This window comes from Verrucomicrobiia bacterium (assembly GCA_026414565.1).
Taxonomy (GTDB): Bacteria; Verrucomicrobiota; Verrucomicrobiia; order Limisphaerales; family Fontisphaeraceae; genus Fontisphaera.
On the sequence record JAOAIT010000021.1, the window covers coordinates 1 to 17,718 of the forward strand.

At 64.0% G+C, this 17,718-nt stretch carries 11 protein-coding genes; 6 read left to right on the forward strand and 5 right to left on the reverse strand.

What is annotated here, in order from left to right:
- Positions 1–120 precede the first annotated feature (120 nt).
- Together N3J91_05750 and N3J91_05755 are read right to left on the reverse strand one after the other, a co-directional pair.
- Positions 121–1,326, reverse strand: a complete 1,206-nt coding sequence (locus N3J91_05750; protein ID MCX8155938.1) for a hypothetical protein — start codon at positions 1,324–1,326, stop codon at positions 121–123.
- Positions 1,327–1,328: 2 nt separating this feature from the next.
- The gene (locus N3J91_05755; GenBank protein ID MCX8155939.1) at positions 1,329–3,557 is read right to left on the reverse strand and encodes a hypothetical protein; all 2,229 of its coding nucleotides are present in this window, start codon (positions 3,555–3,557) and stop codon (positions 1,329–1,331) included.
- 125 nt (positions 3,558–3,682) lie between these two features.
- Here N3J91_05755 and N3J91_05760 point away from each other — a divergent pair, with 125 nt between their 5' ends.
- The gene (locus tag N3J91_05760; GenBank protein MCX8155940.1) at positions 3,683–4,411 is read left to right on the forward strand and encodes a superoxide dismutase; all 729 of its coding nucleotides are present in this window, start codon (positions 3,683–3,685) and stop codon (positions 4,409–4,411) included.
- 91 nt (positions 4,412–4,502) lie between these two features.
- Here N3J91_05760 and N3J91_05765 read toward each other — a convergent pair whose 3' ends face one another.
- Positions 4,503–6,833 (reverse strand): glycoside hydrolase, encoded by a 2,331-nt coding sequence (locus tag N3J91_05765; GenBank protein MCX8155941.1) that lies wholly within the window; start codon positions 6,831–6,833, stop codon positions 4,503–4,505.
- Positions 6,834–7,037: 204 nt separating this feature from the next.
- Here N3J91_05765 and N3J91_05770 point away from each other — a divergent pair, with 204 nt between their 5' ends.
- The 4 genes from N3J91_05770 to N3J91_05785 are packed head-to-tail and all read left to right on the forward strand — an operon-like array spanning position 7,038 to position 10,647.
- On the forward strand, positions 7,038–7,943 hold the full coding sequence (locus tag N3J91_05770; protein ID MCX8155942.1) for a prephenate dehydrogenase: 906 nt from the start codon (positions 7,038–7,040) through the stop codon (positions 7,941–7,943).
- Between the two features lie 17 nt (positions 7,944–7,960).
- On the forward strand, positions 7,961–9,241 hold the full coding sequence (locus tag N3J91_05775; GenBank protein MCX8155943.1) for a 3-phosphoshikimate 1-carboxyvinyltransferase: 1,281 nt from the start codon (positions 7,961–7,963) through the stop codon (positions 9,239–9,241).
- A 43-nt stretch (positions 9,242–9,284) separates the two neighbouring features.
- Positions 9,285–9,944 carry a (d)CMP kinase gene (cmk, locus tag N3J91_05780; GenBank protein ID MCX8155944.1) on the forward strand — a complete coding sequence of 220 codons (660 nt, stop codon included), beginning with the start codon at positions 9,285–9,287 and terminating at the stop codon, positions 9,942–9,944.
- Positions 9,945–9,972: 28 nt separating this feature from the next.
- Positions 9,973–10,647, forward strand: a complete 675-nt coding sequence (locus tag N3J91_05785) for a 1-acyl-sn-glycerol-3-phosphate acyltransferase (GenBank protein MCX8155945.1) — start codon at positions 9,973–9,975, stop codon at positions 10,645–10,647.
- Between the two features lie 11 nt (positions 10,648–10,658).
- On the opposite strand, the gene N3J91_05790 is transcribed toward N3J91_05785, so the two are convergent.
- Positions 10,659–12,464: a DUF4838 domain-containing protein gene (locus tag N3J91_05790; protein ID MCX8155946.1), complete on the reverse strand. Its 1,806-nt coding sequence runs from the start codon at positions 12,462–12,464 to the stop codon at positions 10,659–10,661.
- A 198-nt stretch (positions 12,465–12,662) separates the two neighbouring features.
- Between N3J91_05790 and purN the strand changes: the two genes are divergently transcribed.
- A complete protein-coding gene (purN, locus tag N3J91_05795) occupies positions 12,663–13,304 on the forward strand; it encodes a phosphoribosylglycinamide formyltransferase (protein ID MCX8155947.1) in 642 nt (213 codons plus the stop codon).
- Here the strand turns inward: purN and N3J91_05800 are convergent.
- Entirely contained in the window at positions 13,301–17,689 is a 4,389-nt protein-coding gene (locus N3J91_05800; protein ID MCX8155948.1) for a glycogen debranching enzyme N-terminal domain-containing protein, read from the reverse strand. The two genes, purN and N3J91_05800, sit on opposite strands and share 4 nt — an antisense overlap.
- Positions 17,690–17,718: the final 29 nt, after the last annotated feature.

The window sequence follows — 17,718 nt, forward strand, 5'->3', positions numbered from 1 at the left end:
GGCCCGATCTACCTGCAGGGCGATCACACCAAGGCGGAGTACCGGAACATCGTGCTGACGCCCATCCTCAAATAATCCCGGTCTCTTAAAAATTTGGACAACACAGCCGGTGGGTGGTGGTTACTCAATCACCACCCACCACTCGTTTTCGACATACTGCCAATGAATGGGCTGCTGGGCGTTCCAGGCGTTGCCCACGCGCATTTCCGGGATGATTACGGCATGTTGGCGGTCTTCGCGCAGCGTCAGCTCGCGCAGGCGAAAATCGCCAGGTTTTATTTTTAGCACGTCCGCAAACACTCCCAGCAGCGCCATGCGGCCGGCAATGTTCTTCATGCCCAGCCGCATCTTGCTTTCGGGGGAGGCAAATTGGGCGGCAGCCTCCCAATTCTTCTGGTGGAAAGTGGCGACAAGCGCCTCGAAACGGAGGCGCAACTGCTGCTTCAGTTCTTCGTCGCGCAGGGTGTTGAGCATCTGCACCAGATTGCCGCGGCCGGGGGTGTCGGGACGAGTCTGGCGCAGGGCCGTTTCCAACACCCGGCGGGCGCGCTCGGGCTGCTGCTGGCTGAGCCACTGCCGGGCCTCCTGCTCCGCCCGTTGCACCCGGCGGGCGTGGGATTGCAGGATCAGTCCGTTGATCAGCGCCAGCAGGATGAGAAGCCCCACGGCGCCGGCAAGCACCCACGGCCATCTTTTGCGCGGGCGGGCCGGAGTGGGCATCAGGTTCTCCTCCGTGGGGGCCGGGGAAGCCACCGAGGGGGCTTCAGCGGGGGTCTCGGTGGCGCTCTGGCATTCCGCAGCGGCCACCAGGACCCGGTAAATTTCAATCTGGCGCTGGATGTTTTTCAACTGTTGCGGCCCCAGGGATACCGCCTGGATTTCCATTTTGTTGTGCACCTGGTGATAGACATCCTGGCTGATGCAGATGCCGCCCGGCTCAGCCAGCGGTTCGATGCGGGAGGCCACATTGACGCCGTCGCCCAGAATGTCGCCGCCGGTGACCAGCACATCCCCCAGATGCACCCCGATGCGCACCTGAAATTGCTCCTCTGGCGGCGCCTGCGCATTGTGCTCGGCCAGGGCGCGCTGCACGGCCAGGGCGCATTGCACCGCCGCCACCGCGCTGTAAAATTCGGCCAGGATGCCGTCGCCCAGTCGCTTGATCAGCCGTCCCTCGTGCTGTTGCAGATGCCGGATAAAAACCTCGTCGAAGCAGGCCAGGATGCGCATGGCGCGCTGCTCGTTTTCGCCCATGATGCGGGAGTAACCGCAAACATCGGCAAACATGATGGCCGCCAGGCGGCGTTGAGGCGCTTGCGCGTTCATGATCAGGAGGAGGGCGTCGGCGCAGGCTTCACTTCCACCCACCGCCGGCTCAAGGTGGGACGGGCGCGTTTGGCTCCATCCTCGCGGGCGGCGGCCTGCAGAGTGAAGGGACCGGCGACCGCCGGGATGGCCAGCGGCACTTGATACACGCTGCGGCCCAACGCCTCGAGGGTGAAAGGCTGCTCGGCGCCGGCCACTTCTTTGCCCTGCCTGGTTTGCAAGGCCAGGTGCAGTGTGCCCTTGATGGGCCGCGGTTCATCATTGATCAGGTACACGGTGAATTCCCGCTTTTCCCCTGCGGTTAGTTCTGGCTGGAAAAAGTTGAGGTACACGCCGAGCGGCTTGAAGGCTTCGCCCACATAATCCGCAAAGGCGGGGTCCAGTTTCAGTTGGCGCACATCCGCAAAGTGATCCGAAGTGTACACGCCCGGATAGCTGCAGGTGAGAAAAACAAAATGAATGATGCCGGCGTAATGCCGGTGGGCGCGCCAGTATTCGGTTTTGCCGGCAAGCAGGTAGGCCCACCAGTCAAGCCGCTGCCGGCCGGTGACGTTGGTGCCCAGGAGCTGGGCGTACACGTTTTCCGTCAACAGCGTGGGGGAGCCGTCGCGATTCAACCACAGCCAGCCGTACTCGTTGATGAGCGGCGGATTGGTGTCGGACGGCAGCGCCCCCTTGCGCGGCGTGCCATCGCGGGTTTCCAGGTCACTCATTTTGAAGGTCAGCTTCCCGCGAAAGCCGCTGAACATGAGATAGGGATGATCTTCCACCGGATCGTTGGGGTCCACCGGCGGATTATAACTGTTTTCCCAGGGACGGCGGGACAAGTCGAGCGGGCGCACGGCCGGGATGACGCGAGTATGGAAGATGTCGTCCTTGGTCTCGTTGTTGGCGTCCCACACCACCACGCTGGGGTGATTCCAATGATCCCGCATCCAGTCGCGATATTGGCGGATCATTTCCTCCGGGTCATGTTTGCGGGAATAGCCTTGATACCAGCCGGGGCCGCCCGTCCACACAAAGAACTCATTCTGGATGAGCAATCCCGCCTCGTCGCAGATTTCAAACCAGCGTTCCGGCACGGGGCCGATGCAGAAACGAAAATAATTCCAGTGCATTTGTTTGGGCAGCTCGCCCAGCAGGCGGCGCACCCAGCCCTCGCGCCAGGGCAGATCCCCGCACAACGGATCCTCAAAAAAACGGTGCAGGGTGATGTTGGAGCCGCGCAGAAAATAGACCTTGCCGTTCAAATAAGCCCGGCGCGTGGCGGCGTCGAACCGAAACTCCCTCATCCCAAAACGGGTGCGGAGGCTGTCCCCGCCCGTGCGCGTCTCCAGGACGTAGAGAAAGGGGTCCTCAGGGGACCAGAGGCGGGCGTTGGGGATAGGAATGGTTTGCGTGAAATCACGCGTTTCGCCCCCCAGCAGCGTGACGGTTTGCTCCGGGGTGCTGGTCACGCGGCGGCCGCCCTGCCATGTGCTCACAGAGTGTTGCAAGGTGGAGACCACGGGGGCACGGCTTGGGTTGCGCAGGCGGGTCTGCACCACAATGGCCTGTTCTGCAAGCCGCGGGGCCACTTGCACATGCTCGATGGCGGGCAGATCGGCAAAGATCAGCGAAACCTGGTCATAAATGCCCGGGGTCCATTTCTTTTTCTCGAAATCGGAGCCGGTGGGATAGGTGTCCGGCAGGACGGCAGGATGCGCCCCGATGCGGATCACCAGGGTGTTTTCCGCGCCCCAGCGGATGGCCGGCAGGAGGTCGTGATAGCTGGCGGTGAAGCAGCCGGCGTATTCCCCCACCTTCTGGCCATTCAACCAGACGGCGGTGCCGAACTGGGCCTTGTTGATTTTGAGCTGGGCCACCGCCCGCGGGGTGGCGGGGGCGCGAAAGGTGCGCCGGTACCAGAAATAATTGCGATCCTGCTCCACCTTGCCCGCCCAATAATTGGTCAGCCATTCGGCGGGGGCGGTGCCGGCACGAATCCGGTTGGCCAGGTTTTCACGGCTGATGAATTGATCCACTTGCGGAAAGGCCGGCCGCGCCAGATTCACCAGGCCGGGCACAGGCACACGATGGCCATAAGTCATGGGCATTTCCTCGGCCCCGCGGCTTTCCTCGATTTGCCAGAGGCCATCGAGGGAGATGATTTGGCGCTCGGCGGCGGGGCAGGGGAGGGTGAGCACTCCCGCCCCCAGGCCGAGGAGCATCAGGTAGGTTGAGGTGGCCATGGCCGGGATTTTCATCGTAACCAACAGATTGGAGATCATGGGTTATTAGATGGCTCCACCTTACCCTCCTCCTGCCGCGGGGGCAAGCCGCTTGCGGCGAGGTTTTTTGGGGCTATTTTGGGGACATGATGAAAAACAGCTTTGTATCACGCCGCAAGGCCCTCAAACAGACCCTGCAAATCAGCGCAGTCACTCTGGCGGCCACCCAGGCGCCTTCCCTGCTGGCGCAAGCAGCGCCGGGCGGGCCGTACCCCCTGCCGCCGCTGCCGTATCCAGCGGATGCGCTGGAACCCTACATTGATGCGCAGACGATGACCATCCATCACAGCCGCCATCATCAGGCCTATGTCAACAACGCCAACAAGGCTCTGGCGGACTATCCCCAGCTCGCCGCCAAGCCCGTGGATGAATTGATCAAAGATTTGGCGGCCGTGCCGGAGGCCATCCGGCGCACCGTGCAAAACAATGCCGGGGGCCACAGCAATCACAGCCTCTTTTGGTTGTCTTTGAAAAAGGACGGCGGCCAGCCCAAGGGCGAGCTGGCCAAAGCCCTGGATGCCCGGTTTGGCAGTTTTGATAAGTTCAAGGAGGCTTTAACCACGGCGGCCATGACCTTGTTTGGCAGCGGCTGGGCTTGGCTCTCGCTGGACGGCAAGGAGCTGCGCATTGAGCAAACCCCCAATCAGGACAGCCCGCTCATGCAGGGCCGTTATCCGTTGCTGGGCATTGACGTGTGGGAGCACGCCTATTACCTGAAATACCAAAATCGGCGCGCTGATTACGTCAGCGCCTTCTTTAACGTGATCAACTGGGACTTTGTCGCGGAGCGGTACCTCAAGGCTTTGCGGGGTTGAGCGGCAGGCGGCGCGCCCGGGTGGCTGGGCAACTTGTCATACCCACGGGGCCTTGGGCGCGCCGTAAGGCGCCCATCATCTGCAGCGGTCACTATTTGCCCACCACATACCCCAGAGCTTTGACGATTTGACCGTTGGGCAGGCGGAAGGGATTCTCCCCAAAATTGACCGTGACAGTGGTGCCATCGGCGAAGCGCGTTTGTTGAACGGTGCGCTCCGGCGTAAGGAAGCGGTGATCGGTCATCTCCAGATAACCCACGCGGCGGACAGTGGGGCAGATGGTCTGGTAGCTCTGCACAAAACGCGCCTTGTTTTCCTCCCATAACTTGCGGTTGAACATGAACATGGGCGGCGTGCCGTAAAGCAGGTTGAACAAATCGCGTTTGTCCCACAGCGCCGGCAGTTTGTTGTTGTAGTCGCCCCAGTACCACTGCGCCACCACGCAATCGTGGTACACCAGCTCCCAGAGCGGCAGACGGTATTGATGGCCCACCTGGAATTTGGCCACCCGCTCCGGAACATTGGTCCAGATCTGACTCATGCGGCGGCCGGCGTCCGGCACACGATAGGGGCCGAGGCTCAGCATCCCTTCAAAGTAATGCAGAAACGGAACGGAGGCGTCATGGCCGGTTTCGCAACCGGTGACCAGTTTGCACTCCTCGGAGACGTAGCGCAGCAGCTCCATTTTGAACTGGCGGCTTTCGGTGCGCGTCATCGGATGAGCGGGGCTGTAGCACTCATGCCAGGGGGCGGCGGTGGTGGTGTCTATGAAACGGCAGCGGTAGGGATGGGTGGCCAGTTCAGGAGGGATGCGCTCGCGGGCGTAGGCCAGCGCCTGGCGATCACAGATCACGCCGCAATAAATCATGGAGCCGTCTTTCGCCTCAACACCCCAGCCCCGGATGTACTCGCCATTGGCGCCTACGATGATGTCCTTGGGCCAGGCCGGCGTGACCCAGTCGGAATGCACCCCTCGTAAACGCGGAAAATACTCGGGATTCATCACATCCTGATAAATGTCGTAGCGGCTGGTCAGCACGCCCGGCAGCGCGTTCAACGCGCGCAGATTTTCCGGCGTCTGCCGGTTGCTCCACAGAATGCGCTCGATGCCGGCGGCCTGCATTTCCTGGACGAGGCTCACGGCGTCACGTTCCCAACACCAGACATTCACGGCGCCAATGAGCAGATCCACGTGGGGATTTTCCCGCCGCTTCTCCGCCAGTGTCTTGAACAGGCCGATTTTCTGTGCATAAGCCCGATAACGCTTGGCGATGGCCACATGGCCCCCCTGGTCAAAAAACACGTAACGCAGCTTGCGCGGGTAGCCAAACTGGCGTTTCTGGGGGTCCCATTCCGGCGCAATGACCAGCTTCTGTTGCGCGCGCTGGAGTTTAATGGCGGCATCATCCGGTGTCTCAATGATGGCCATGTGGCCGCGGGCGCCATCGGTCACGCCCCAAAAGGCCATGCAGATGCCATGCCCGCCGTAGGCGATGAGGCGGAACAGCTCGATGGAGGCATCTTCCACTGGATAGGAGATGCCCTCGTTCATCGGTACCACCAGGTATTGGCCGGCCTCGGACAGGAAGGGATGCGGATACCGCAGGGCGCTGGTTAACGCCCCCGTGGCGGACAAGGAAAGGCTTAATTCCGGGGCCTCGCCCTCCAGCCGCAACGTGGCCGTGAGATCCAGCGCCAGCGCCACATTAAACAGCTCCACCTCCAGCGTCTGCCCGCGGCGCACCACCTGTTTCACCAGCAAATCCGGTGTGGCTGGGCTTTGCCGCCAAATCTGGCCGGTGCGGCGGTCTTCGACGTGGAAAGTGGCATCGGCGGTGTTGAGTTGCACAGTCAATCGCCGGTTTTGAATCTGGAAGGAGGCCGGCAGATTGGCGGGGCGCATGGCCAGGACATTGGTGCGGTATTCCAGGACAAAATCGTCCACCCAGAGCCTGGCCGGACCGTAGCCGATGAGGCGGGGTTGAAGCTGGGTGACGCCTGGCGGCACGACCAGCCGCGAGCGGACCAATTGCCAGGCGCTGCCGCGCCGGGCGGGTGCGTTGGCGAAGGACCAGTCCACCACCTGCCCTTGAGCGTCCCAGGTGGAGACACAGAGGCTGGCATTGCCTTCCTCGGGCAGTTTCAGCCAGGCGGTGTACTCGTACACCTCGCCCGGCTGCACTTGGAGGCGGACCTGCGGCTCCAGGCACCAGTCTTGTTCTCCGGTATGCTCCAGCCGCAGCGCGGCCTGGCCGGCATGTGGGCTGGCGGGGTCCAGCGCGGCTTTGAGCGCGCCTGGCTCGCGGCTCCATGTGCGCCAGCCGCCGAGGCTGGCCTCGAAGCCGGCGTTGGTGATGATGGGGGCACTTTGGGCGCTGAACAGCAGACCGCCCAGAATGGGGAGGACGGCGAGGATTTTCATGGGCTTCACAGCCTGAATAAAATCACATGGCCCTGTAAGAAGGCAAAAGAAATGCGTGGCCACATGAGGAGGCTGGGCCTGCGAGCGACGGTCAAAGCACCCTGTATAATTCCAGTTCTTACCGCCGGGATCCAACTGGTCCGGCTGATGTTTTCCCAACCCCGCCCGGGCGGGGTTGTTTCTCGCTGGCCAGTTTTGGGCTGGATGGGCTACGTTGTCCGGGTGATGTGGAAACAGATCACTCTGGTGGGCGTGGGGTTGTTGAACGGCTCGATCGGCCTGGCGGCGCGCCGGCTGGGGCTGGCGCAGCGCCTTGTGGGGCTGGTCCGCCGTGAAGCCAGTGTGGCCGAATGTTGCCGCCTGGGGGTGGTGGATGAGGCCACGCTGGATGACGCCACAGCGGTGCGGGGAGCGGATTTGATCATCCTGGGCACGCCGGTGCTCCAGATGCGTGAGCTGGCCCGCCGCGTGGCGCCGCACGTGCGGCGGGGGGCCATCATAACGGATGTGGGCAGCGTCAAAGGCCGGCTGGTAAGTGATCTGGAGGAGGTTTTTCGCGCGCGCCGCGCTCATTTCATTGGCAGTCATCCCATGGCCGGTGGCGAACAAATGGGGCCGGCGGCCGCCCGGGCCGATCTGTTTCAAGGCGCCAAATGTGTGATCACGCCCACGGCTCGTTCTTCCCGCAGCGCCCTGGCGCGGGTACGCAAGTTTTGGGAGGCCCTGGGCTGCCAGGTGTTGACGATGCCGCCCGATACGCATGATCAATTGGTGGCGCGCGCCAGCCATTTGCCGCATGTCACCGCCGCCGCCCTGGCCCGGCTGGTGTTGGCGCCGGAGGCCCCGCCCCAGCAGGCGGCCCTGTGTGCCACCGGCTTCCGTGACACCACCCGGGTGGCCAGCGGCTCGCCGGAAATGTGGCGCGATATTGCGCTGGAAAATCATGCGGCGCTGGGCCGGGCTGTGGAGGAATTGATGCGCGAATTGCGGCGGTTTCACCGGCTGATGCAGCGCCAGGATGCCCAGGGGTTGCAGCGGTTTTTCATGCAGGCCAAACAGCGGCGGGATCAGTGGCTGGCGGCCATCTCCGTTTCCCCTTCGCCCGAATAACGTCCCTTGATGCCACCATGCCTTTGCCTGATTTAGTGGAAATCACCCCGTTGGCTGCCCTGCCGCGCGCCGAAATCACCGTGCCCGGCTCCAAAAGTCTGACCAACCGCGCGCTGGTGCTCGCGGCACTGGGGGAGGGCCGCACCCAACTAACGGGGGCGTTGTGGAGCGAGGATACCCAGGTCATGGTGGAGGCCCTCCGGCGCCTGGGTTGGGCGGTGGCGGTGGAGCCGGACCCCAACGAACCCGGCAACCGCCGCCTCACGATCGAGGGGCAAAGCGGGCACGTCCCCAAGGGGGGCACGCATGATCAGCCACTGGAGCTGTTTGTGGGCAACGCCGGCACGGCGGCGCGATTTTTGGCCGCCCTGGTTTGCCTGGGCAGCGGTTGGTACCGGCTGGCCGGGGTGCCGCGCATGCATGAACGGCCGCAGGCGGAGCTGTTTGCCGCGCTGCGCCAACTGGGCTATCGCATCGAGTCCCCCAATGACCGGCTGCCAGCCTTGATTCAGGGCGGCGGGCCGCGCGCCGGCCGGTGTGCCGTGAGCATTCAGGAAAGCTCCCAATTCGCCTCGGCCCTTTTGCTTTGCGCCGGGCGCGGCGGCTGGCAGGTCACTGTGGCGGGCGCCAATGCCGACGAAGCCCCCTATGTGGAAATGACCCGCGCCCTGTGCCGGGTGTTTCCCCGGCAGGGCGGTGAATTCGTCATTGAGCCGGATGCCTCCAGCGGCAGTTATTTTTACGCGGTCAATGCGCTGTGGGGGGCCGGCGGCCCGGATTGGCCGGTGCGGGTGCGCCACTGGCCCGCCTCGGGCTGGCAGGTGGATGCGCGCTTTCCGGAGCTGCTGCCCCTGCGGCGCCCGCTTTCCCGGGCCACGGATCTGGGCGACAGCATCATGATGGCCATCGTCCTGGCCCCCCTGGCGGAGCAGCCGTTGAGCTTTGTGGACCTCGGCCGCCTGCGGGTACAGGAATGTGAGCGGGTGACGGCCTTGCGCACCGAGCTGGCCCGGTGTGGCGCGCTGGTGCGCGAGAAAGGGGACACCCTGGAATTTGTGCCCGGCCCGCTGCGGGGGGCGGAAATTGAAACCTACGGGGATCATCGCATGGCCATGTGCTTTGCCGTGCTGGGGTTGAAGGTGCCGGGCATCCGCCTGCGGCAGCCCACCTGCGTCAAGAAATCTTTTCCCAACTTTTTTCAGAAACTGGCCCTGCCGCCGCCCGAAGGCTTGGGCGCGGTAGTGCGCGATGCCCGCAGCGGCCGGGTCTTGCCTCCTGCGGAATTGACGGCAGAATAGCCCGGCGCACCCCGCCGGGGATGCGGCGAAGGAAGCAGCAAGCTTGAAAACACCAATTGTCATTGCCATAGACGGCACCAGCGCCAGCGGCAAGAGCACCAATGCCCGGCTGGTGGCGCGGAAACTGGGGTTTGTCTATGTGGACACCGGGGCGATGTACCGGACGCTGGCCTGGTATTGCCTGCAACAGGGCGTCAATGTGCAGGATGCCAGGGCGGTGGCCGAGGCCTGCCGCCGCTGGAAAACGAAATTGGAATGTGTGGAGCACGACGGGCTGCGCAGCGTGCGCCTCCTGGTGGACGGATATTACCCCGAGCGCGAAATCCGCACCGCCGAGACCAGCGCCGCCGTGCCCCATGTGGCGGCCGTGCCCAAGGTGCGCGAATGGATGAAGAAAACCCAGCGGGACTGCGCCCGTTTCGGGCCGCTGGTGATGGAAGGACGGGACATTGGCTCGAATGTGTTTCCCGAGACCGAGTACAAATTCTATCTGGATGCCTCGCTGGCCGAGCGCACGCGCCGCCGCGCGGCGGAGGGCGTGCAGGAAAACCTGGCCGCGCGCGATCAGCGCGACAGCCAGCGGGCGGCCGCACCCTTGATGGTCCCCCTGGGCGCGGTGGTGATTGATAACTCCGGCGAAACGCCGGAGCAGACCTCGGCCCGCATCATCGCCGAATTCGAGCGCCGCCGCGCCGCGTCCTAGACCAGCCATGCCCGAGCAACCCGCGCCCATGAAACCGTGGTACTGGCTGGGCTGGAGCCTGACCCGCCTGGTCAGTTATGGGTATTTTGGCCTGACGGCGTATCACCCCGAGCGCGTGCCCGCCCGCGGGCCGTGCATTCTCGCCGCCAATCATGCCAGTTACTTTGATCCGTTCTGTCTGGGGGCGGGCGTGCGGCGGGAGCTGTACTTTCTGGCGCGGTCTTCCGCCTTTCGGTTTCCGTTGTCGTTTATTTTACCGCGGGTCAATGCGGTGCCAGTGGACCGGGACGGCGGCGGCATGAAGGGGTTGTTGCAAATCATGGATATTCTGCAACAGGGCCAGGCCATCACCTTGTTTCCTGAAGGCACGCGCAGCCCCGACGGGCAGCTTCAGCGGGCGCGTCCGGGCATTGGCTTGATTGTCATCAAGTCCGGCGCGCCGGTGGTGCCGGTGCGGATTTTCGGCTCCTTTGAAGCGTGGAACCGCCACATGAAACTGCCGCGCCCCCGGCGTTTGCAGGTTAAATATGGCCAGCCCCTGCCCTTTTCCGAATTGCGCGCCGAAGCGGCCGGCGCCTCCAAGGAACGGCTGAAAGCCATCTACCAGGAAGTGGCCGATCAAATCATGGCCGCCATCGCCGCCCTCCAGCCGTGCCGGGATGAGCCTTCTGTGCCTGACCCATCCCAAAGCGCGCCCGTTTGACGATGCGCGTTTCAGAGCGCGGGGTCCTGGGCAAAGCGTTCGAGGAATTTTTGCGGGGTCAGGCCGCTTTCGTTGAGCAGGCGCACCTGGGTCCACGGCGCGGCGGGATCGCCCTTGGTTTTTTCCACCCACTGTTCGGCATAGGCTTTGCGCGAGGCGGGCAGTGGCCACTCGGCGCCCATCTCCCTGCATTCCTGGCGTAATTTTTCCCAGCGGCTCAGCCACACATAACCCAGCGGCAGCCGGCCCACCTCCACCCGCCGCTCCAGTTCAGGGTTGCCCCGCACGCGCACCAGCGCCTCATCCCACAATTTTTGGGCCTGGGAGAGGTACTTGAAGTGGTGGAAGGGCGTGTCTGTGCGCGAGAAGCAGGTCAGTTTGTATCCCTCAGAAGCCTGGTGCATCAGGTTCAAGTACATCTCAATGGGGATGGCCGCATCGCCGTAATAGCCGCGCAGGAATTCCCGCAGCAGGGCACGGTCATCCTGAAACGGATTCCACAAGAGCTGCGCCAGCAGCCAGGCGCGCAGCTCGGCCATTTCCGAGCCATGGCTTTGATAGGCGCCCTGTTCAAAGAGGCCCTTCACGTTGTGCCGCGCAAAGAAGCGCACGTTGGGGCCAAGCACAAACCAGTTGGGATGCGGCTGCACATAGTGGGCAAAATCGGTGGTGTAGTCCCAAATGTAAAGGCGCTTGCAGATTTGGGCCCAGCCTTGAATGTCCGCCGCAAAAGAGGCGTTGGAGGGATGATCCAGCGGCTCGCGAAAATTACATTCAATGGAGCAGAGCCGGATGATCACGTTGGGGCGGGGTTTCAAGGTGCGCGGCGGCTTGCGGGTGTATTGATAGGCCAGCGTGTCAAAGGCCACGTGCGGAAACTCCGGCTCGAGTTTTTCGGCGATGTCATTGATGAACGCCACCAGCGTGCCGGCATGGCTGCCTTCCGCGTCATCCGAGGCCTTGCACTCCGGGCATTCGCAATAGCCGTACCAGTCATTTTGCGAGATGGAGACGATGCGGGCCTGGGGCGATTCCTTGAGCCATTGCCGCACGCGCACCACCACCTCCTCCCGCAAGCGGGGGTTGGTCAGGCAGAGCTGGCCGTGGACGTTGGTGCGCTGCCCCTTGATCATGCTGAACCATTCAGGATGTTGGGCGAAGTATTTCTCCGGCGGGATGAGCGGATAGAAGGTGTGCACAAAGCCCTTGTAGCGAATGCAGCCCCCCATCTCCTCCGGAATGCCTGCGCTCTGGCTGTTGGAGAAATTGCGGACGGCCCATTCCTTGTTGAACGCCACATACCAGTAGGGATCACGGGATTCAAAAACCGGCGTGTAACGGTAATGGAGCGAGCCAATTTTAAGCTCTTTTTGCGGCGGATAATCAGCCGCCCAGGGGGTCCACCACCGCACGCCGCAATGCTGCTGCAAGAACTGGCTCACCGCGTACAGCGTGCCGCGGGGCCGGCCTCCCGCGAGCAAAAGCCGGTTGCCTTTGGTTTTGATGATGATTTCCTCCGCGCCGAAAGATTCCAGCGGCACTTCCGGGAAATACATGCGGGCCAGGGGGCCGGGGCCGATCAACAGGGCATTGGCGGGGGCGCTGTTGGAGGCTTCGACAAGGGTAAAAGTAGCGCCGGTGATTCGTTGCAGGGCATCCTGCAACTCCCGGGCGGCATGGCGCTCCGGGGCGGAGGCGCCGGGTTGTTGCACAATGATCACTTTGGCTTCGCCCCCCGAGGCCAGAGTGATGGCGGCGGGCGCAACCCAGGGAGTAAGGCCAATCAACAAGCTGCCCAGCAGCGGAAGGGTTTTCATGGAGGAGATTGGAGCACAAGGCCGGCGGAAGTACAAGCAGGCTCAAGCCAGGCCGGGCCTGCGAAGCCACCCCTACAAACTCAAAGCCCGCCTCCGTAATGCCGCCGGCTGTTGCCTCAAACATAATGCCGGCCGCTTGGAGCGGCAGCCTCATGCTTCCTCCTTGCTCAAGCCGGGGTGGCGGGCTAAACAAGGGTCATGCAAAACCATGGTGTAGCCGTTTTCCGTCTTGGGGTTCTGGGTTCGGGCAAAGGCTCCAATTTCGCCGCCATAGCCGACGCCTGCGCCGCGGGGCGTGTGCCGGCCCGGCCGGTGCTGGTGTTAAGCGATGTCGAAAACGCCGGCATACTGGAGCTGGCCCGCCAGCGCGGCATTGCAGCCGAGTATCTGCCGCCGGGCCAGTTTCGCACCAAGCTCGATGAACAGGCCGAGGCGCGATACATTGCGCGGTTGCAGGAGGCGCAGGTGGATCTGGTGGTATTGGCGGGATTCATGCGCATTCTCAAGGGGCCTTTTCTCAAGGCCTTTGAGGGCCGGGTGGTGAATATTCATCCCAGTCTGCTGCCGGCGTTTCCCGGATTGGAGGCGTGGAAACAAGCGCTGGACTATGGCGTCAAAGTCACCGGCTGCACCGTGCATTTCGTGGATCAAGGCGTGGACACCGGCCCCATCATTGGCCAGCGCACCGTGCCGGTGCTGGACGAGGACACCCCCGCCACCCTGCATGCCCGCATTCAGGTGGCGGAACGCGAGCTCTACCCCGCCTGCATTGACGCCATTGCCCGCGGCCAGTTGCGGCGGGAGGGCCGGCGGGTGCTGGGCTTCGTCGGGGGCGACTAGGCCCGTTGCTTCCCGCTTCCCCTGTTTCTGCTCCGGGCTGGAGGGTTTAATTCTTCCAGCCACAGCCAGACGCGCAGGGCCTCGGTGGCACTCCACGCCTGGGCGTCGCAGCCGCGTTCCTGATGCGGGGCATCTCCATCAAGAATCTCTGGCAAATGCCCCAGGCAGCCGGAGGTCAGTTGATCGCCCAAACTGGCCAGACAGGCACGCGCCGCCGTCACAGCCCCCGCCTCCATGGCGTAGGCCTTGACCAGGGCCTCGGCATAGACGGGCAACAGCCAGACCCAGGCGGTGCCGTTGTGATAGGCCGGTTTGCGCCGTGTGTCTTCGTCGCCTTCGTAGTGCCCCCAGTAAGGATGCTCTGGATCGTTCAACAGCCGGCCATCCGCGGCGCGCACGGGCAGGGGGGGCTGGGCCGGCAGCGGGGCCAGCGTGCGCACCCCGCCCGGCACCAGCAGGTGCTGTTGCACGGCTTGCACATAACGCCGGGCGCGTGCATCCGAGAAAACATCCAGGGTAATGCCCAGCAGCGCGTTGGGCCGCAGGCTGCGATCGGGCACCGCCTGGCGGGCCGGCCGGCCTGCCGGGGCCAGGAGCGTGTCCGCCCACCATCCCAGGTCCTCCTGCCAATACCAACTCTCCAGCGCGTGTTGCACGCGGTTGGCCAGGCTGCCATAGGATTCGCCCGGGCGGGTGCAGCCCAGACGCTCCAGTTGACGCAGCAGGCGCAGCCATAAAACCTGGATTTCGATGGGATAACCCTCCCGGGGGGTGGCCGCCGGATGATTCGTATCCATCCAGGTGAAATGCGCCGGACTCCACACCAGCGCGGAGGTGGCATCTACATGGATGCCGTTGGGGGTGCCGGCCAGATAGTTTTCGGCCACGGAGACCAGCACCTCGAGAAAAGTGCGGCGGCCATCGGCCACTTTCTGCTCATAGAAATTGGCGGACGGCCGTTTGCCCCGCCCATTAGAGGGCCGCCCGGCCGCCATTTCTTCGCACACGAGAGCCAGCCACAACGGCGCATCGCTGGTGTCGCGGTTGGAACCATCGCCGCCATTGAAGGCGTTGGGCAGGGTCCCGCGCTCTTCCCACCGGGCCAGCTCCGCGAGCATGGAGGCGGCTTCCTGCCGCCAACCGCCGGCCAGCAGGCCCCGCGCGCCAATCAAGGCGTCGCGGCTCCAGTCCAAAAACCACGGATACCCGGCAATGAGCGTCCAGCCCTGATGGCGGCGGGCCAGAAAGGCGGTTACCGCCGTGCGCAGGGTTTGCGCAAAAGTTTGCGGGGAGCGCCGGGACCGGCCGGCTCCGGGGAAGCGGAGACGTTGCAATTCAAAGTGCGGCTCGGTGGAACAGGCCAGAATGGCCTCCTGCCCGGCGGCCAGAGGGATTTCAAACCAGCCGGGGCTGTAGGCGTCCCCATGACCCTCCATGCCCCGGGTCTGCTCCACCCAGTGCGGCAGGTGATGAGACCATTCGCCTTGCGGGTGGTACAGGCCGCGGCTGGTGACCACGCAAAGGCGGCGTTGCGGCTCCGGCTCGAAAACAAACCCGGCGGGATGCTTGAGCGGGCGATGGTGCGCCGTGAAATGATGTTCGGCACCCGGCGTATGCTTGGTCTCCCAGTGAAAATTGCGATCTTCAATATCAAAACGCGCGGTGATGCTGACGTGGCATTCCCGCGGCAGGGGCCGGCCCATGGCGGGCGGACGCCGGGGACGGGTGAGTTGCAGCCACGTGGTGTTCTGGCCCTCGGCCAGGGTGACCGTCAGCTCCAGTTCAAGGCTGCGGCCATCGCCGGCATGCGCCACAAAACGCCAGCGCGCCGGCGGGCCGGGATGAAACCCCAGCAGGTTGCTGGCATTCAGCGGGGTGATGAAGCCGTCGGCATTCACCCATAACCGCAGGCGTTTCACCAGCACATGCCGGTCCACCGGCACCTCCGGATGCAAATTGGCCGCCAGCACGGCGTCATATTTGCTTTTGACACTTCCCAAATCCACCGCCATCCGGGCCATGGCCCCGCGGCCGTTGGTGAGCAGCACCACGGGTTGATTCAGGGGCGAAGCCACCCTTTGCAGGCGGGCGATGTCGTATTTTATGGCGGGCGGTTCGGGCGGCAGGTATCGCAGGGTGGCGGTGATGATTGACGGCTGTTGTCCGGGCCGCTCCAACCGGAGCACGGCCGCCGTGTCCAAGTTTTGCGGGGGAAAGGCGGCAATATGCCCCTGGTCAGTTTCCAGGGAGATCAGATTGAGCGGAGGCGGTGCGCCTTCCAAGGTGAGCTGGGCGCGAAACGGCGCGGAGTCCCGCACTGCCAGCCAGTGGCCCCCGGGCACCAGCGTGACCCGCTGCGCATCCATGGCCTGCCAGACCACCACCCGCGGATGGTAAATCCCTTCCCGGGCCTCTTGGAGGGCGGCGATGAGGCGGACGGCGGTCCGGGCCGGATCAAGTCGGTGCAGGCAACCCAAAAACTCCACGGGCTGGCGGCGTACCAGGGTGCCCAGCATGGCCCAGTCACAGGCGCCCACCGCTTCCAGAGGGACGTGCCGCGTCATGGCGCGCAACGCCCAGGCGGCGGCCGCGCGCAGGCGACGATATTCATCGCCGGAGAGTCCCAGGGGATGACGGTGGGGAGACAGGCAAAATACGGCGGCCGGCTCCAGTGTGAACACGGCCCGGCCGTCCGGGCGGTAGAAAACCGTTGGCGGCACCTGTCCCAGCAAATCCATCAGGGGTTTGCCGGCCAGCGTGGGCGGAAGGCTCAGGTGCACCGAATGGGTTTGTTCGGCGTCGGTGTTGGCCAGCACCAGGACTTCATCGCTGCCCTCGGCGGAGGTCCGGTGCAAGGCCAGGATGGGGGAATCCGCTTCGCTGAGGCGTTGCAGCCGGGCCCCATCAAAAAAACAGGGGTGCTGCTGGAGCAGGCGGTTGAGCGTGGCCAATTCCTGCACCAGATTCTCGGCCGCCCCCCAGTTGAGGCCCGCGCATTGATGGACGTTGATCTTTTCCTCGGCCAGCCATTCCACGCCCCCCGTGAAACCAAAGCCGCCAGCCACGCTGGTGAGCGCGCACAGGCGGTTGCGCAGGAGGGACCAGGCGCGGCCCCGGGCGGCCAGGCGGTTGTTGTCATGCGTCTCGCTGTAATGCGTGTAGAGGCCCACGCGCTCGCACTGCCGCAGGGCATAGTCCAAATAGCCGGCCACTTCGCGGCCCGAGTAATTTTGAAACAGCTCGGAATAAGCCCACTGCATGCCGCCCTCGGTCAGCAGCAGCTCGGTGGCCTCCCAGGAGCCGCCCAGGCCTTCGAGCAGAAAAATTGTATCGGGATATTCCTGACGCACCCGCGCCGTGATGTGCTGCCAGACGGGCAGGGGCACCTTGTAACCGGCGTCACAACGGAAACCGTCCACCCCCCGGCGGCACCAGGTTAAGAAGGCTTCTGCGAGCGTGTCCCAGAGGGCGGGATAACTTTGATCCAGCTCCACCAGGTCACGCCAGATGTTGCCCCAGGCGCCGGGACTGGCAAATTCCCCGTTGCTTTCGCGCCGATACCATTCCGGGTGTTCATTCAGAAGGGTGGCCCCCCAGCCGGTGTGATTGATGACCAGGTCCAGGAACAGCTTGCCCCCATGGCGATGCACCCCCGCCACCAGTTCCTGAAACTGATCCAGCGCCGTGGTGCGCCGGTCAAATTCCACCAGGGCCGGATCAATGGCGGTCAAATCCTGGCAGGCGTAGGGGCTGCCAAAGCGCCCAAAGCGCGCATAGGTGGTGGGCGTGGGATTGATGGGCAACAACTGCAAAACGCGGCAGCCCAAGGTTTCAAAAATATGGGGCAGCAGCCGCGTTAAATCCCGCAGCTTGCCTGAGGGCGGGATGACGGCGTAGCCCTGTTCATCCCACTCCCGCAGACGCTCTTCCAGCGCCTCATTGCGTGCCCGGGCAAGGTTGCGGGTGAGGCCGTAGAGGCGCACGAAGGCGCAGTAGATGATGTTGCCCGTGCGGCAATCATCGGGGTGCACACTCACGCCCACGTTGGGGCCCTCCGGCCAGTGCTGGCGGAGGTTCGCATCCAGCGCGTAGGCCTTGGCCTGGAAGTACCCGGTTTCCAGCACGGGCAGTTCCACCTGCCAGCCGTGCGGGGTGGGTTGCATGGGAATGTCCCGCCACGAGGCGCCAGCCAGCGGGAGGGGTTGGAAGTGGGCGGTGACAATTTCCTCCCGCAAGGTGGCGGCCCGGCCCAGATTGGTGCGCAACAGGGCGCGCCAGCCGGGTGGCGGAGGAGCGGGCTCACAAAGCAGCTCAAACCGCACGCGGTCACCGGCAAACCGCAGCAGCCGCTCGCCGCAGACGGGCTTCATGTGCAGCCGCATCATCGGGCGCGATTGTGCCTTGGAGGGCGGCG

Bases quoted from the DNA above. Each gene is read 5' to 3' on its own strand.
- N3J91_05755 (MCX8155939.1), bottom strand. From the start codon at position 3,557: ATGGCCACCTCAACCTACCTGATGCTCCTCGGCCTGGGGGCGGGAGTG.
- N3J91_05775 (MCX8155943.1), top strand. From the start codon at position 7,961: ATGCCTTTGCCTGATTTAGTGGAAATCACCCCGTTGGCTGCCCTGCCG.
- N3J91_05760 (MCX8155940.1), top strand. From the start codon at position 3,683: ATGATGAAAAACAGCTTTGTATCACGCCGCAAGGCCCTCAAACAGACC.
- N3J91_05790 (MCX8155946.1), bottom strand. From the start codon at position 12,464: ATGAAAACCCTTCCGCTGCTGGGCAGCTTGTTGATTGGCCTTACTCCC.
- N3J91_05785 (MCX8155945.1), top strand. From the start codon at position 9,973: ATGAAACCGTGGTACTGGCTGGGCTGGAGCCTGACCCGCCTGGTCAGT.
- N3J91_05750 (MCX8155938.1), bottom strand. From the start codon at position 1,326: ATGAACGCGCAAGCGCCTCAACGCCGCCTGGCGGCCATCATGTTTGCC.
- N3J91_05770 (MCX8155942.1), top strand. From the start codon at position 7,038: ATGGGCTACGTTGTCCGGGTGATGTGGAAACAGATCACTCTGGTGGGC.
- purN (MCX8155947.1), top strand. From the start codon at position 12,663: ATGCAAAACCATGGTGTAGCCGTTTTCCGTCTTGGGGTTCTGGGTTCG.
- N3J91_05800 (MCX8155948.1), bottom strand. From the start codon at position 17,689: ATGATGCGGCTGCACATGAAGCCCGTCTGCGGCGAGCGGCTGCTGCGG.
- N3J91_05765 (MCX8155941.1), bottom strand. From the start codon at position 6,833: ATGAAAATCCTCGCCGTCCTCCCCATTCTGGGCGGTCTGCTGTTCAGC.